Below are 15,887 nucleotides of genomic sequence, written 5' to 3' on the forward strand. Positions count from 1 at the left end.
ACCGTACGATCCCGGTTGACGCGCACACAGCGCGAAGCGCATCCTGATCGGCGTTCTGGAATGATTCAACTCACGGCCAGGAAGCGGCGGATGGGAACATCGCATCCGAACCAGCACATCTCTCGGGAGCTCCGGCCCGGGCACCGTGATCACTGTGCCGCACCCGCCGGCCGCTCCCCAAGCCCGACCTGCAGGGAAGTACGGCCGAGTACCGCTCGGTCCTGCAGGACGTGGACCTGCGGCTGACCGCGACCCGGACCGGGTTCACCCAGGTCCTCGTGGACTACGGCGCCGACCTCCCGACGACCACCGGTCCCTGACCGGTTCGGGACCCTGGACCGGGTGGCCGTACGGCCGCCCGGTCCACACCCCTCGTTCCACCCGGGACCGACCACCGCTCCAGCCACCGCTCCAGCCACCGCTCCACCCATCGCTTCAGCCAAAGGGGAACTCCGCCGTGAGGCCACACCTTCCGCGCGCCGTCATGGGCATCCTGCTCGTGGCGCTCGTGATCGCCTTCCTGCCCGGCACCCGGGCCACCGCCGCGAGCTGGACCAGCCACTGCGCCGTCGGCGACTTCTGCCTCTACGACCAGAACGGCGGCCAGGGCGCCGAACTCGCCAACGACCCCCGCGTCCCCGTCCAGGACGTCACCCCCGCCTGGAACGACCGGGCCCGCTCGGTGGACAACCAGTCCGCCTACTGGGCCTGCCTCTACTCCGACGGCGCCTACGGCGGCACCCTCCAGGCCATCCGGCCCGGCGGCCAGGCCGACCTCGCCGACCTCAACACCCACCTGGACGGCAAGGTCACCTCCTTCAAGGGCGCCAAGTCCAAGGCCGGCTGCTTCACCGGCTACGAGCGCTGCGAGACCGGACGGCTCTGCCTGTTCGCGCAGGAGGGCGGCCGCGGCGCGATGACCTCCTTCACCGATGACGAGGTCCGCGACTACGGCGCCGAGTGGAACGACCGGACGGTCTCCGTCTTCAACCACACCGCCAAGCACGCCTGCTTCTACCCGGACAGCGGGCTCACCGGCTCGTGGACCGCCAACGGCTCCGGCTACCGGGCCTTCGTCGTCCTCAGCGGCGACAGCACCTTCGTCTCCGCGCCCTACGCCGGCACGCTCAGCTCCGACCGTCTGGTCGTCGCCGCCAACGGCCGCCCCGCCACCGACTTCTGCTGAACCGGGAGCCCTCTCACATGAAGCACACCCTCGTGCGGCGGGCCGCCGCGATCAGGACCGCCACCGCCCTCGGCCTGGCGGCCTCCGTCCTCGCCGTCCCCGGCAGCGCCACAGCCGGCGCGGCGACCGGCGACACCGACCCGGGCGACATCGTCCTGGGCACCATCACCCTCGCCCAGGCCGCCACCACCACGCCCTTCCCCGGGATCACCCGCACCGTCTACCAGGACGCCGACCGCACGTGGACGGTCAACGTCATGGAAATCGACCCGAACCGGGCCCCGATCACCTTCGACGGCTCGATCGGCCAGGGCATGTACACCACGCAGACCGTCCAGGAGATGCTGGAGCAGACCACCGGCGTGACCAGCCGACGCCCCTACCTCGGGGTCAACGGCGGCTACTTCGACGACGGCGTGGTCCTGGACCAGACCGACCGGATCTACCTCGGCGACCTCGGCGGCACCTCGATCAAGAACGGACGACTGCTCAGCGAGGCCGGCGGAGGCCGCTACGCCTACGACCCCGTCACCGGAAAGGCCGTCGGGCTGCGCCCCGCCAACTCCGTGCTGATGCTGCAGGACGGCCGCCCGTACATCACCGAGCTCGGCACCGCGCTCACCGTGCGGCTCTCCGACGACGCCACCGTCAGCCGCAAGGTCGACGGCGTCAACCGGCTCCCCGGCCGGGCCGGCCACTGCCTGCGCAACACGGACCCCGCCAACACGGACGTGACGGTCGTCGGCGGCGTCTGCTTCGACCCGTCGGAAATCGTCGAGTTCACCCCCGAGTTCGGCGCGCGGACGCCGGCTGCCGACCTGCTCGGCCAGACCGGCACCACCACCGACGACGACCCGGGCGTCGAGGTGCTGTTCAACTCGGCGGGCGTGGCCACCGCCTGCTTCCGCCCCGGCGCCACGGCCGGCGGCATCGTCTCCGACGCCCCTCGCGGCGGCCACGACGTGCCGTCCGGCGGGCGGGCCCTCCAGGGCACCGGCGACGGCGCGACCTGGCTCTGGGACAACGCCTGCGCCGGCAAGCCGGTCAGCCTGCACACGGTGGTCACCGACACCCGCTTCGGCGACACCGTCGCCGACACCTGGTTCGGCCGCGCCCCGGCCGGCGCCGTCGAGCGGCCGATCGACCCGGCGATGTACGCCACCCCCGTCGGCGACGTCCTGATCCGGGACGCCTCGGTGGTCTACCAGGTGGCCGGTGACTCCGCACGGGCCTGGCGCACCGCCGGCGGCGCGGACGGCTTCGGCCACCTCTTCTTCGTCACCGTCGAGGGGCAGAAGGGCGGCTCCGCGCCCCTCGCCGCCGGAGCCACCCGCAGCGAGCTCGCCCAGCTGCTCAAGGCGCTCAACCTCGTGGACGCCGTCAACATGGACGGAGGCGGCTCGACCACCCTCAACCTGCGCGACCAGAACGGCGGCGAACCGCCCGTCACCACCACCACCGACTCGGCCCCCCGTCACGTCGCCGACACCGTGTACGCCGGTGTCGGCGGCTACGGCCTCGCAAAGTAGGCCACCCCACCGGCCCGCCCCGGCCCTCTCGCCGAACCGGTCCGCTCACCGTCCCGGCCGGCGAAAGGGCCGGCCGGCGAAAGGGCCGACCGGCGGCGCGGCACCGCGCCCCGGCGGCGTGCCGCATCCGCCTCCCGAACGGCCCGAGCCCCGGCGCCACAGACGACCACTCGACCTGTCGCGAACCCGGACTCGACCCCGGCGCCCTCTCCCGGATGGACGGAGGGCGCCGGGGTCGAGGTCACGGGTCGTCACCAGGTGACAGGCAGTGCGTGGAGACCGTAGACCTCGTTGTTGACGCGGTAGGGCACGTCCTCGGCCGGGCACGCGAGCGCGAGGGCGGGCAGCCGCCGCAGGAGCGCGGGCAACGCGATCCGCAGTTCGGTGCGGGCCAGTGGTGCGCCGAGGCAGTGGTGCGGGCCGTGCCCGAAGGCCACGTGCGACACGGGTTTGCGCTCGATGTCGAGACTGTCCATCCCGGCCCCGAGCGCCGGATCGCGGTTGGCCACCGGCAGTTGACAGACGACCTGGTCACCGGCCTTGATCGGCACGCCGCCGACCTCGGTGTCGCACCGCGCGGTCCGGGCCAGCGCGGTGCTGGACACCGACAGGTACCGCAGCAGTTCCTCGACGGCGCGGTCGATCACCGGATCGGTGTCCGCAGCGTTGCGCAGCCGGTCGGCCTGCTCCTGGTGCGACAGCAGGGCGAGCATGCCCAGGCCGATCGTGTTGGACACCGTGACGTGGCCGGCGAGCAGCAGCAACTCGCAGACACCGACCAGTTCGGAGTCCGACACCGCGCCGCCGTGCTCCCGGATGAGCATGCCGATCATCCCGTCGTCCGGGCTGCGCCGCTTCTGCGCCACCAGGGAGGCCATGTACTCGTGCGACTCCCGGCCGGCCGCGAGCCGTTCCTCGATGGGCAGTGCGAGATCCAGCGTGGTGCGGGACCAGCGGTGGAACTGCCCCTGGTCGGGATCGGGAACGCCGAGCAGCGCGCAGATCACCCCGAGGGGCAGCGGCAGGGCGAAGTCGTCCATCAGGTCCGCCGTCGGCCCCCGCGATTCCATGGTGTCGATCAGCTCGCCGGCCAGGGTGCGGATCATCGGCTCCAGTGAGCGGATCCGCTTCCCGGTGAACTCGGGTGTCAGGACGTGGCGCAGCCGCGTGTGCTCCGGCGGGTCCATGTTGAGGAGTTCGTCGGGCAGGACCGGAGCGCGTTCGGGGTCGTACATCGCGAAGGTCTCCTGGTCGGACAGCACGCACCGCACGTCGGCGTGCCGGGTGACGAGCCAGTACTCACCGTCCCGGTGCAGCCAGAAGTCCCGGACGTACCGGACCGGGTCCGCTCGCTGGGCCTCGCCCAGTGCCGGGCCCGGGCCGAGCCCGTCGCGGCGGTAGAAGATCGAGATCGGCGGCACTTCCTGCTCACTCATGAAACCTCCCGTGGATCGCCCGATTCCCACTTCCCGATACCCGGGTGCTCGTGCCGTTGCGCGGTTCGGTCGCGGTCCCGTACGGCGTGCGGGGGCGCGGAGTCCTCGAACGCGCCCCTGCTTCGAGCCGGAGGCTCCCCCTCTGCACCGCGCCCTGCCCCTGACTCCCCGTCCCTGCCCCCGTGCCCGCCGGCCCCGCCCCGCGCCGCCGCTTCCTGGCCGCCGCCGTTCCGCGGGGTGCGTCTTTTTGCCGGAACCCCTTGACAGGTATAGACCACTCCGCTTGAGTCTGGGGCAGCCCCGCACCGGCCCGCACCCCGGTCGGCCCGTCCCCCACGACGTGCCCCCACCCCGCGGGGCCCGGCTCCCCTGCCCCGACGTCCCTACCTCCACGACCGTGCGGCCCCACACCGCACAAGGGGTGATCAAGTGTCCACGAAACGCCTGCTCGCACTGCTGTCCGCCCTCGCCACCGCGCTGGCGGTCTTCCTGCTGCTGCCCGCGGCCGACGCCAGCGCCGCCGCCTGCGCCACGCCCTGGAACTCCTCGGCCGTCTACACCGGCGGCGCCACCGTCTCCTACAACGGCCACAACTGGCTCGCCAAGTGGTGGACCCAGAACGAGCCGCCCAGCACCGGCGGCTCCGGCGTCTGGTCCGATCAGGGCGGCTGCGGCACCGGCCCGACGCCGACCCCGACGCCGACGCCGACGCCGACCGTCACGTCGACGTCCACCAGCACGCCGAAGCCGGGCGGATTCCCGGTCAGCCAGGCCCAGTTCGACCAGATGTTCCCGAACCGGAACCCCTTCTACACGTACCAGGGCCTGGTCGACGCCCTCGCCGCCTACCCCGCCTTCGCGGCCACCGGCACCGACACCGTCCGCAAGCAGGAGGCCGCGGCCTTCCTGGCCAACGTCAACCACGAGACCGGCGCGCTGGTCTACGTGGTCGAGCAGAACACCGCCAACTACCCCCACTACTGCGACACTTCGCAGCCGTACGGCTGCCCGGCCGGGCAGGCCGCCTACTACGGGCGCGGCCCGATCCAGCTGAGCTGGAACTTCAACTACAAGGCGGCCGGCGACGCCCTCGGCATCGACCTGCTGCGCAACCCCAACCTGGTGCAGACCGACCCGGCCGTCGCCTGGAAGACCGCGCTCTGGTACTGGAACACCCAGAACGGCCCGGGCACCATGACCCCGCACAACGCGATCGTCAACGGCTACGGCTTCGGCGAGACCATCCGCAGCATCAACGGTTCGCTGGAGTGCAACGGCGGCAACCCCGCGCAGGTGCAGAGCCGGATCAACGCCTACCAGCGCTTCACCCAGCTGCTCGGCACCGTACCGGGCGACAACCTGAGCTGCTGAGCGCCCCCGACCCATCGGGACCGGCGCCGACCGCGGATCCCCCTTCGCCCCTGGCCAAGGGAGATCCGCAGGCCGGCGCCCCACCGTGCACGGCCGTGCGCGCGGAGCTACCGTCGACAGCAGCTCACCCCGCCTCTTCTCCCGATCCGGAGGTTCCCGTGGCAGCCGACGCCGTACAGGTGGCACCCGATGTGTACAGGGTCCTCTTCGAGAACGATCGCGTGCGGCTGCTCGAGGCCCGGCTTCAGCCCGGTGCCGCGACAGCCCTGCACCACCATCGCGACTACCTCGTCTACAACCTCGCGGACGGGCAGGCGTCCTTCACCGACGAGTCCGGTGAAACCACCGACGTCCCGCTCGTGGCCGGCGAGACGATGTGGTTCCCGGCCGTGGACCACTCCACGCACAACACCGGAGGCACCGAGGTCCGCTCACTGCTGTTCGAGCTGAAGTAGCGACCCGCGGGAGCGCTGGTCGGCTCTGGACCGAGCGGATGACGATGAAGGAAGCCCGTCGGTCACGCCGGCTCGCCGGCGGCGACGGGCAGGTCGGCCAGGCGCCACTCCAGCATGCCGTCGTTCAGCCGCAGCGCCCGCCGGCCGCGGTCGGACAGTAGCCGCACCGCGTCGTGGGCGAGCACGCAGTACGCCCCGCGGCAGTAGACGACGATCTCGGTGCCGTCCGGCAGTTCGCCGATCCGCTCGGCCAGTTCCTCCACCGGGATCGAGAGCGCCCCCGGAATGTGCCCGGCCAGGTACTCCTCCACCGGCCGTACGTCCAGCACCACGACTCCCCCGGCCTCGACGCGGTCCCGCAGCTCCTCGCGGGTGACCTCCTGCCCGTCGCCCGGGCCCAGATAGGCGTCCCGGGCGGCGGGGACGGCGGCCTGGTGCGTCTCGGCGACGTCACGCAGCAACGCGAACAGCCGGGCCACGTCGTCCCCGGCGAGCCGGTAGTGGATGCGGGTGCCCTCCCGTCGGGTGGCGACGAGTCCGGCCTGCTTCAGGGTCTGCAGGTGCGCGGAGGCGGTGGTCAGCCCGAGACCGGCCGCCCGGGCGAGCGCGTCGACGCTGCGCTCGCCCTGGGCGAGCAGGTCCAGCAGTTCCAGGCGCTTGCCGCTGGCCAGCGCCTTGCCGGTGGCGGCCAGCGCCTCGAACAGGGCGGCCTTGCGGGCGGGGTCTCCCATGAGCATCCTCCAAAGATCTATGGAATATTGTATGAGTAGATTGAGTGGGGATGCCACTCCTTCGCCATCTCCCGGAGGACGTCATGAGCTTCGCCGACGAGCACCTGATACCCCTCGTGGATCCGGGGCTGGGCAACAGCGCCTACCTGGTCGACCTCGGCGACGGCCGTGCCCTCGCCGTCGACGCCTCGCGGGACCTCCGCGCCTTGCGCGCGGCCGCCGACCGGCGCGGCCTCACGGTGGCGTTCGCCGCCGACACCCACCTGCACGCCGACTTCCTCACCGGCGCCCTCCAGCTCGCGGCCGCCGACGGCGCCACCGTGCTGGCCTCCGCCGCCGGCCACCGCGCCTTCCCGCACCGGCCGCTGGGTGACGGCGACGAGGTCGATCTCGGTGGGCTGACCCTGCGGGCCCTGGCCACGCCCGGCCACACCGACGAGCACCTGTCGTTCCTGCTCCTCGACGACGGCAGCGAACTCGGGGTGTTCACCGGCGGATCGCTGATCGTCGGCTCCGCCGCCCGCACCGACCTCCAGGGCGCCGAGCGCGCGGAGTCGCTGGCCCGCGCCCAATACCACTCGCTGCAGCGGTTGGCGGCCCTGCCGGACGCGACCGCGGTGTGGCCGACCCACGGCGCCGGCTCGTTCTGCTCGGCCCCACCCGGCAGCGAACGGACCACCACCATCGGCACCCAGAAGCGGGCGAACGACCTGCTGGCCGCCCCGGACGAGGACGCCTTCGTCGCCCGACTGCTCGGCTCGCTCGGCTCCTACCCCGCCTACTTCGACCGCCTGGGCGAGATCAATCGCCGCGGCCCCGCCCTGCTCACCGCCACGCCCGGCCTCGCCCGGATCACCCCGGCGGACGTACGCGCCCTGGTCGCCGACGGCGCCCACCTGATCGACGCCCGCCCCGTGACGGAGTTCGCCGCCGGACACATCCCCGGCGCCGTCTCCAACCCGCTGCGTCCGGCGTTCGCGACCTGGCTCGGCTGGCTGCTGCCCGGCGACGCCCCGCTCGCCTTCGTCCTCTCCCCCGACCAGGACCCGATCGAACTCGCCTGGCAGGCCGCGAAGATCGGATACGACCGGCTCGCCGGACAGCTCGCCGGAGGCATGGACGCCTGGCGCACCGACGGAGGCCCGGTCGAGACGATCGGACTCGTGACGGCCGACCGGATCGGCAGCCGCCCGGTGCTCGACGTCCGTCAGACTTCCGAGTTCGCCTCCGGGCACATCCCCGGCGCCGCCCACCACGAGCTCGGCGACCTCGCCGGCGGCGGCCACCGCACCGCCGACGGAACGGTGGTGATGTGCGGTCACGGTGAGCGCGCGATGACCGCCGCCAGTCTGCTCGCCCGCCGCGGCGCCCGCGATCTGGCGGTGCTGGTCGGCGGCGTGCAGGACTGGGCGAAGGCCACCGGCCGCCGACTGGCGGACGGCTCGTGAGCACCCCCGTACGCACCGGCGCCACCTCCGGCGGGATCCGGCTCGGCCTGCGCGCGAACCTGGCCCAGTTCTCCCTGCTCGTCGCGGTCAACGCCCTGGTGGGCGGCATGCTCGGCCAGGAACGCACCGTCCTGCCGCTACTCGCCGACCACACCTTCCACCTCTCCGCCTACACCGCCGCGCTCACCTACATCGTGGCCTTCGGCGCGACCAAGGCGGTCACCAACTTCTTCGCCGGCACCCTCTCCGACCGGTACGGCCGCAAGCCCGTGCTGGTGGCCGGCTGGGTGATCGCGCTGCCGGTGCCGCTCCTGCTGATCTGGGCGCCCTCCTGGGGCTGGGTCGTCTTCGCCAACGTCCTGCTCGGCGTCAACCAGGGCCTGACCTGGTCGACCACCGTCATCATGAAGATCGACCTCGTCGGGCCCGCCCGCCGCGGCCTGGCGATGGGCTTCAACGAGGCCGCCGGCTACCTCGCCGTCGCGGCCACCGCCATGGCCACCGGCGCCATCGCCGCCCACTGGGGCCTGCGCCCCCAGCCGTTCTTCCTCGGCATCGCGTACGCCGCCCTCGGCCTCGGCCTGTCCGTCCTCGCCGTCCGCGAGACCCGTGACCACGCCCGCGCCGAAGCCGCACTCCACCCCGCCCCCGCGAACCCCGACCACCACGGCGAGCTGACCACCGCCCGGATCGCCCGCGCCACCAGCCTCACCGACCGGGCCCTGTCCTCCGCCAGCTGGGCCGGGATGGTCAACAACCTCAACGACGCCCTCGCCTGGGGCATCTTCCCCCTGCTGTACGCCGCCCACGGCCTGAGCATCGAACGGATCGGCCTGCTCGCAGCCCTCTACCCCGCCGTCTGGGGCCTCGGGCAGGTCCTCACCGGCTGGTGGTCCGACCGCATCGGCCGCAAACACCTCATCACCGCCGGCATGCTCCTGCAGGCCGTCGCCGTCGCCCTCGTCGCGATCGGCACCACCTTCCCGGTCTGGGCGCTCGCCCAGGTCCTGCTCGGCGCCGGCACCGCCATGGTCTACCCGACCCTGCTCGCCGTCGTCGGCGACGTGGCCCACCCCGCCTGGCGCGCCCGCGCCGTCGGCGTCTACCGGCTCTGGCGCGACGGCGGCTTCGCCGTCGGCGCCCTGCTCGCCGGAGCCCTCGCCGACGCCTACGGCCTCACCACCGCCATCTGGACCGTCGCCGTCCTCACCGCCGCCGCCGGCCTCGTCGTCGCGGTGCGGATGTACGAGACCCACCCTCCGCGACAGGCGGACGGCGGCCCGAGGTGTGAGCCGCCCGCCTGACCGCGTGGGCGCTCAGGACGACGTCATGCCGGGCCGTTCCAGTCGAACGGGAAGTGCTTGCTCGACCGCCCGGACCGGTCCCAGCTGAAGCCGAAGGCCTCCGCGAAGTGCGCGGTCGATCGCCCCCAGGTCGCGACCTGCCCGGGACCGACCTCGGCACCCGGCGCGTTGTGAACCTGGACCCGGGCGCCCTCCGGCGTGGTGGGTCCGGTGAGTGCCTCGGCTCTCGCCCGCACACGCCCGGGCACCTCGGCGCTCCAGCTGCCCAGATCGTCGTCGACGCTGATCCGGATCGGCGCGAAGTCCATCCCACGCATCTCGGCCCCGAACATCTCGCCGAACTCCGCGGGCCATCCGCCCGCCTGCCCGCCGAAGATCGCTCCCAGCGCGGCCCGTTGCCGCTCATCGGCCCGCTCGTCGATGAACACGCCGGCGTAGGCGTCCGTGTGCTCCCGGGTCCACAGATTGCCCGTGAAGGAGCCGATCATCACGACGCCCAGGCCGTCCAGGCGTACGTCTCCGTAGTTGCCCTCGCGTATCCGCCAGGCCAGTACGGCGTCGCAGTCACCGTAGGTCGGAGGCTGGGCGAACGTACAGGGACACGGAACGGTGCACTTGCACGTGTCGAACCAGTCACCGGCGAGGTGCCATCGCGTGTCGGCCGGGGCAGCTTGCTCAGTCATCTCGTTCGCTTCCCTCGTGCCGGTTCCGGGCGGAACCGGCCGGTGCGACGGGGCCGCCGTCCCGAGTCCACTCCCGGGATCCCGCAGCGGCCTCCCCTCCAGCCTGCCGCCGCCGACGTGGAAGGGAAAGGCGGAACGGTGTCACGCGGACCGGGAACACCGTGGGTGCGACGGAGGACGACAGGGAGTTCCCCTGCGCCGCGCACCCCCGGAAGGAGCGGTCACGGACGGTTTACAGAGTCCGTACGGCACGCCTAGCGTGAGAGTACCGACGCTCCCCGGCACATCACGAGGAGCCGAGAACGCCATGCAGACCTCCCGCGCACCCCCCGCCCCGCCCAGCCCCCGACGCCGTCCGGAAGGGCCGGACGGCGGGGCCCGTGGACGAGAGGGAGGCCCCCATGACGTACACCATCTCCGGGCAGTACCTGGCCGCGTGCTCCTGCGCCGTGGTCTGCGGCTGCAGCGTGGACGCCCAGCCCCGGGACGCCCGCGGCGGCACCGACTGCCGCGGCCTGGCGGCGTTCCACATCGCCGAAGGGCGCTTGGACGACACCGACCTCGCCGGGGTCGACTTCGCCTTCTACAACCTCTTCCCCTCCCACCTGACGGCCGGCGACTGGAAGGTCGGCGTCGTCATCGACAACGGCGCCAGCGAGGACCAGGCCGACGCCGTCGGCCGCATCCTGTCCGGGCAGGAAGGCGGACCGTTCGCCGAACTGGCCCAGTTCATCGGCGAGTTCCTCGGAAGCGAACGCGGCGAGGTGTCGATCTCGGACGGGGAGAAGCCAGGCGTGGACGTCGCCGGGCACACCCGGGTGACCTACGAGCCGCTCCTGGGCGCCGACGGCACCCCCACCACCGTGAAGAACGCGATGTTCGGCTTCTCCCCCGAGTACGGGATCGGCCGCGCCCACGGCACGTCCTCCGCCTTCGGCCTCACCTTCGACGCCGACTACGGCGAGAAGGCGGACTTCGTCTTCAGCAGCGAGCCCGTGGCCGGAGGAGCCAAGGGGCGGGTGTGACACCACCCGACGAGCAGCGGCGGCGCGGGACTGCGGCCCCTCCTCCGCCGCTGCTCGCCACCGTGTTCTCGCGCGCCTCCCTCGCCGAGTGGTGGCACGACCGCCGACATCCTTGAGCACACCGACGCCCCTGAGCGCACCGGCTGTCACATCGGCATGCCGCTGGGTGTCAGCCCCGGCAGCAGCCAGTCCTGGAACGGCGCCAGCACCGCCAGCACCAGGAACCCCACCCCGGTCACCCGGGCCAGCTGCGGGCCGCGCCGCCACAGCTTCTCCAGGAACACGACCACGGCGATCGCGGCCATCGCCGCCACGTTCATCACCCCGAGTGGCACCAGCACGACCATCAGCGCCCAGCAGCAGCCCACGCAGAACGCCCCGTGGTGCGCCCCGACCCGCAGGTCCCGCGCGGGAGCCCGCCAGGCGGCGTAGCGCATCAGCTGCGCCATCGGGCTGCGGCAGTGCCGCAGGCACACGTACTTCAGCGGCCCCAGCTGGTACAGCCCGGCCAGCGCGAACGCCGCCACGCCGATCCACTTCCCCGCGTCCGGATCCCGGTCCACCAGATCGCCGGTGAGCGCCAGACCTCCGTACGCCAGCAGCCCGAACGCCGTCCACACCACCAGGTATCCGCCGAGGAACTCGGTGGTGCGCAGCGCGCGGGCCCACCCGGTCGACTGCCGGCCGATGCCGCGTGCCCAGGTCACCGCCACCGGCGCGACCGAGGGCAGCATCATCGCGGCCATCATCGCCAGCCACAGCAGCAGGAACGCCGGCAACGCCATCCCCATCGTGCCCGGCTCGATCCCCATGTCCCGGGCCTGACCGGCGGTGATCACCCAGGCCAGCACGGCGATCACCACGATCAGGCCCCAGGCCACCACCAGGTCCCTCGCGGGCATCAGTACACCGGTCCGCAACGGCTGCTTCTCCACGGTGACGGTTCGCATCGTGCTCTCCTGCCTGGCCCTTCCAGGACAGCACACCCACCGTGCGGTCGTCACCTGCTGGCCCCCGGCCCGGAACGCCCCCACCGAGTGGACGCCGATTCGGCCCCGACGGCGGATAGCCTGAGGACACCACCTGCCGATGGGAGGCGCCGTCATGGCGATGGGGCGTCGGGCCGCCGGGCGGGCCGGGGTGAGCCATCCGGTGTTCGCCCGGATCTACCCGCGGATCAACGCGAGCGCCGAGGCCCACGGCGGCCTGGAGCACCGCCGGGAACTGCTGGCGGACGCCACCGGGCGGATCGTGGAGGTCGGCGCGGGAACCGGCGCGAACTTCCGGCACTACCCGCCCGGGGTGGAGCGGGTGATCGCGGTGGAGCCCGAGCCCCGGCTGCGGGAGCTCGCGCGGCAGGCGGCACCGGACGCCCCGGTACCGGTGGAGGTGTCGCGCTCCGGGCGGGCGGAGGAACTCCCCGTGCCGGACGGTTCCGTCGACGGTGTGGTGGCCTCGCTGGTGCTGTGCACGATCGGCGACGTCCCGGCGGCGCTCGCCGAAGCCGCGCGGGTGCTGCGTCCGGGCGGACGGCTGTACTTCTACGAGCACATCCGCTCGGCGGATCCCCGCTTCGCCCGCGTGCAGCGCGTGCTGGACGTGGTGTGGCCCCTGCTGGGCGGCGGCTGCCACCTGACGCGTGACACCGAGCGGGCCATCACGGACGCGGGGTTCGTCATCGAGCGGGCGCGGCACTTCCAGTTCCTGGTCAACGGCCGGGCGACGCCCAGCTCGCCATGTGTCATCGGTGTCGCCCGGAAGCCTGCGGCAGCCTGATCCCGCGCCGACCGCGCGGAGCCCTGCACCGGGGAAGCGTTCTCGATGATGCGGCGGATCACGGCGGCGCGGGGAGAAGGTCGCCACCGACGGCGTGCCGGCCGAGGGTGCCTCGACGGTGCGACAGCTCTCAACGGTCCACGCCGCCCATCACCGGGTCGATGCTTGCGACGGCGACGATGACGTCCGCGACCTGGCCGCCCTCGCACATCGCGGCCATCGCCTGCAGGTTGGTGAAGCTCGGGTCGCGGAAGTGCACCCGATACGGCCGCGTGCCGCCGTCGCTGACCACATGCACGCCCAGCTCTCCCCTGGCGGACTCGACCGCCGCGTACGCCTGGCCGACCGGGACCCGGAAGCCCTCCGTCACCAGCTTGAAGTGGTGGATCAGCGCCTCCATGGACTCGCCCATGATCTTCCGGATGCGGTCGAGGGAGTTACCCAACCCGTCCGGCCCGACGGCCAGTTGGGCCGGCCAGGCGATCTTCTTGTCGGCCACCATGACCGGACCCGGACGCAGCCGGTCCAGGCACTGCTCGACGATCCGCAGCGACTGCTTCATCTCCTCCAGCCGGATCAGGAAGCGGCCGTAGGAGTCCGCGGTGTCGGCCACCGCGACCTCGAACTCGTAGTTCTCGTAGCCACAGTACGGGTCGGTCCTGCGCAGGTCGTGCGGCAGGCCGGTGGCCCGCAGGATCGGCCCGGTGGCGCCGAGCGCCAGGCAGCCGGCCAGGTCCAGGAAGCCGACGTCGACCAGCCGGGCCTTGAAGGCGGGGTTCCTGGTCGCGAGCTTGTCGTACTCGTGCATCCGCGAGCGCAGCAGCCGCACGCCCTCGTGGATCTGGTCCGGCGCACCCGGTGGCAGGTCCTGGGCCAGGCCGCCCGGCCGGACGTAGCCGTGGTTCATGCGCAGGCCCGTCACCAGCTCGAAGATGTCGAGGATGACCTCGCGGTCCCGGAAGCCGTAGACCATCAGCGTGGTGGAGCCGATCTCCATCCCGCCGGCGGCCAGCGCCACCAGGTGCGAGGAGATCCGGTTGAGCTCCATCATCAGCACCCGGACCACGCTCGCCCGCTCCGGGACCTGCTCGGTGATCCCGAGCAGCTTCTCCACCGCCAGGCAGTAGGCGGTCTCGTTGAACAGCGGGGTCAGGTAGTCCATCCGGGTCACGAAGGTCGTGCCCTGGACCCAGTTGCGGAACTCCATGTTCTTCTCGATGCCGGTGTGGAGGTAGCCGATGCCGCAGCGGGCCTGTTTCACCGTCTCGCCGTCGATCTCCAGGATCAGCCGCAGCACGCCGTGGGTGGACGGGTGCTGGGGGCCCATGTTGACGATGATCCGCTCGTCGTCCACCCGTTCCTGTCGCTGCGCGTCACCGGCGACCTCGTCCCAGTCGCCGCCGGTGACGGTGTACACGCGGCCCTCGGTCGTGTCCCGCGCTCCTGCCGACTCGTTCTCGACGTCGCTCATCAGCCGTATGACCTCCGCTCGGGTCGCCGGTCGCACCTGGTGCGTCCGTGTCACGGCGCGCCAGCCGCACGGGCACCAAGTGGCGGCATGGGCTGCTCAAATCCAGGATCGCGCACATCTGCCCGGAACACCCGGCCTGACCGGCGGCGCTCCAGCCGGCCGCACGCCGCGGAGACAGCAGGCGGACCAGGCAGGCGGAACGGTCAGGGGGTTCCGGTCGGGCAGACCGTTCTCGTACGTTCGAGGAGCCGGTCGTCGTCGACGGTCCGGCGGCCGGGAGCACGGCGCGCAGGGGCGTGATCGTCATGACGCGCCACGGGTCTGCTTCAGGGTGTGCCCGGTGCGCACCGAGTGGGCCCGGGTCGAGTCGGTCGGGCCGACCCGGGCTTCGTGGACGGCGTGCGGGACATGACCCGGACCGGCCGGCGGCGCCACCACTGGCGGGTCGGCCTTCCGGAAGCGGAACGCGAGTTCGACACCGACATCGTCGACCGCACGCCTCGGCGGCTCATCGCGTTCCGTGCCGTCGGCGGCCACTCCGAGTACCACGGCACTGTGCGGTTCCACCCGCTCGAAGGCCGTCGCAGCAGGATCGATGTGTCCCTGACGATCGCGGCGGCCGGCCTGGCCCAAACGGACGGCGAACGCCCTGGGGCTCTTCGCTCGAGGCCTCCAGGGTGCTCTGCAGAACGTCAAGAACGCTTTGGAGGGGCGCGATCACGAAGAGTGAAGGGCCCGGGGCCCCATGAGTGGGCCGCTCTTCGACCGTCGGCCCCGCAGGATGGTTGACACCCGTGGATCCCGGGAAACCGCCCGGTACGTCCCGGTTCCGGAACGACCACCGGGACGGCCGGCGTCCCCGCCCCGACCGGGCCGCCGCCCGGAAGCCCCGCGCACCATGCCGGGCCCCCGCAGACCGGCCGGCCTCGCGTCACGCCGGCCGCTCACCGCGCTCACGGTGAATCCCAGGGCCGTCCCATCCGATTTCCGTGGAGGGAAGACATGTCCCGGAAGATCAAGGAGATCACGACCCCCAACCCGGTCACGGTGCCCGAACTGATCTCGGTGCGCGATGCGGCCCGCTGGATGCGCGATGCCGCCATCGGCGACGTCCTGGTGGCGGACGGCGACCGCCTGCTCGGGCTCGTCACCGACCGCGACCTGGTCGTCCGCGTACTGGCGGCCGGAAAGGACCCGGACAGCACGAGGATCGGCGAGGTCTGCAGCACCGAGCTGATCAGCGTCTCCTCCGACGACGACACGGGCCGCGCCGCCGACCTGATGCGCCGCCACGCCCTGCGCCGCCTGCCGGTCCTGGACGACGGCCGAGCTGTGGGCATCGTCTCGCTCGGCGACCTCGCGACGGCTCGGGACCTGGAGTCCGCACTCGCCGACATCAGCGCGGCCGACCCCAACACCTGAACCCCGCCCGAACACTGGCCCCGGGCGGCATCACCCGCGGCCCTCCTCCG

At 72.4% G+C, this 15,887-nt stretch carries 14 protein-coding genes; 9 read left to right on the forward strand and 5 right to left on the reverse strand.

The window, feature by feature from the left end; translation table 11 throughout:
* Positions 1-457 precede the first annotated feature (457 nt).
* Together ABZ449_RS04870 and ABZ449_RS04875 are read left to right on the forward strand one after the other, a co-directional pair.
* The gene (locus tag ABZ449_RS04870; protein WP_360340238.1) at positions 458-1,186 is read left to right on the forward strand and encodes a peptidase inhibitor family I36 protein; all 729 of its coding nucleotides are present in this window, start codon (positions 458-460) and stop codon (positions 1,184-1,186) included.
* 17 nt (positions 1,187-1,203) lie between these two features.
* A complete protein-coding gene (locus tag ABZ449_RS04875; protein WP_360340241.1) occupies positions 1,204-2,715 on the forward strand; it encodes a phosphodiester glycosidase family protein in 1,512 nt (503 codons plus the stop codon).
* 251 nt (positions 2,716-2,966) lie between these two features.
* On the opposite strand, the gene ABZ449_RS04880 is transcribed toward ABZ449_RS04875, so the two are convergent.
* Positions 2,967-4,151 carry a cytochrome P450 gene (locus tag ABZ449_RS04880; protein ID WP_360340244.1) on the reverse strand — a complete coding sequence of 395 codons (1,185 nt, stop codon included), beginning with the start codon at positions 4,149-4,151 and terminating at the stop codon, positions 2,967-2,969.
* A 429-nt stretch (positions 4,152-4,580) separates the two neighbouring features.
* On the opposite strand from ABZ449_RS04880, the gene ABZ449_RS04885 reads away from it, so the two are divergent.
* Positions 4,581-5,522: a glycoside hydrolase family 19 protein gene (locus ABZ449_RS04885; protein WP_360340247.1), complete on the forward strand. Its 942-nt coding sequence runs from the start codon at positions 4,581-4,583 to the stop codon at positions 5,520-5,522.
* Positions 5,523-5,680: 158 nt separating this feature from the next.
* Positions 5,681-5,977, forward strand: coding sequence for a hypothetical protein (locus ABZ449_RS04890; RefSeq protein ID WP_360340250.1), 297 nt, complete (start codon positions 5,681-5,683; stop codon positions 5,975-5,977).
* 62 nt (positions 5,978-6,039) lie between these two features.
* Here the strand turns inward: ABZ449_RS04890 and ABZ449_RS04895 are convergent, their stop codons facing one another.
* Entirely contained in the window at positions 6,040-6,708 is a 669-nt protein-coding gene (locus ABZ449_RS04895) for a metalloregulator ArsR/SmtB family transcription factor (RefSeq protein ID WP_360340253.1), read from the reverse strand.
* Between the two features lie 50 nt (positions 6,709-6,758).
* Between ABZ449_RS04895 and ABZ449_RS04900 the strand changes: the two genes are divergently transcribed.
* Positions 6,759-8,156: an MBL fold metallo-hydrolase gene (locus tag ABZ449_RS04900; protein WP_360340256.1), complete on the forward strand. Its 1,398-nt coding sequence runs from the start codon at positions 6,759-6,761 to the stop codon at positions 8,154-8,156.
* Entirely contained in the window at positions 8,153-9,460 is a 1,308-nt protein-coding gene (locus ABZ449_RS04905; protein WP_360340259.1) for an MFS transporter, read from the forward strand. Before ABZ449_RS04900 ends, ABZ449_RS04905 begins: the two co-directional genes overlap by 4 nt.
* 23 nt (positions 9,461-9,483) lie before the next feature.
* On the opposite strand, the gene ABZ449_RS04910 is transcribed toward ABZ449_RS04905, so the two are convergent.
* Positions 9,484-10,143 carry a DUF1326 domain-containing protein gene (locus ABZ449_RS04910; RefSeq protein WP_360340262.1) on the reverse strand — a complete coding sequence of 220 codons (660 nt, stop codon included), beginning with the start codon at positions 10,141-10,143 and terminating at the stop codon, positions 9,484-9,486.
* 401 nt (positions 10,144-10,544) lie between these two features.
* Between ABZ449_RS04910 and ABZ449_RS04915 the strand changes: the two genes are divergently transcribed.
* On the forward strand, positions 10,545-11,168 hold the full coding sequence (locus ABZ449_RS04915; RefSeq protein ID WP_360340265.1) for a DUF1326 domain-containing protein: 624 nt from the start codon (positions 10,545-10,547) through the stop codon (positions 11,166-11,168).
* A 146-nt stretch (positions 11,169-11,314) separates the two neighbouring features.
* Here ABZ449_RS04915 and ABZ449_RS04920 read toward each other — a convergent pair whose 3' ends face one another.
* The gene (locus ABZ449_RS04920; RefSeq protein WP_360340268.1) at positions 11,315-12,118 is read right to left on the reverse strand and encodes a DUF2182 domain-containing protein; all 804 of its coding nucleotides are present in this window, start codon (positions 12,116-12,118) and stop codon (positions 11,315-11,317) included.
* Between the two features lie 154 nt (positions 12,119-12,272).
* On the opposite strand from ABZ449_RS04920, the gene ABZ449_RS04925 reads away from it, so the two are divergent.
* On the forward strand, positions 12,273-12,944 hold the full coding sequence (locus ABZ449_RS04925) for a class I SAM-dependent methyltransferase (protein WP_360340271.1): 672 nt from the start codon (positions 12,273-12,275) through the stop codon (positions 12,942-12,944).
* A 130-nt stretch (positions 12,945-13,074) separates the two neighbouring features.
* Here ABZ449_RS04925 and ABZ449_RS04930 read toward each other — a convergent pair whose 3' ends face one another.
* A complete protein-coding gene (locus tag ABZ449_RS04930) occupies positions 13,075-14,415 on the reverse strand; it encodes an NADH-quinone oxidoreductase subunit D (RefSeq protein ID WP_360340274.1) in 1,341 nt (446 codons plus the stop codon).
* 1,002 nt (positions 14,416-15,417) lie between these two features.
* Here ABZ449_RS04930 and ABZ449_RS04935 point away from each other — a divergent pair.
* Entirely contained in the window at positions 15,418-15,837 is a 420-nt protein-coding gene (locus ABZ449_RS04935; protein WP_360340277.1) for a CBS domain-containing protein, read from the forward strand.
* Positions 15,838-15,887 lie beyond the last annotated feature (50 nt).

This window comes from Kitasatospora sp. NPDC005856 (assembly GCF_040629945.1).
GTDB lineage: Bacteria > Actinomycetota > Actinomycetes > Streptomycetales > Streptomycetaceae > Kitasatospora.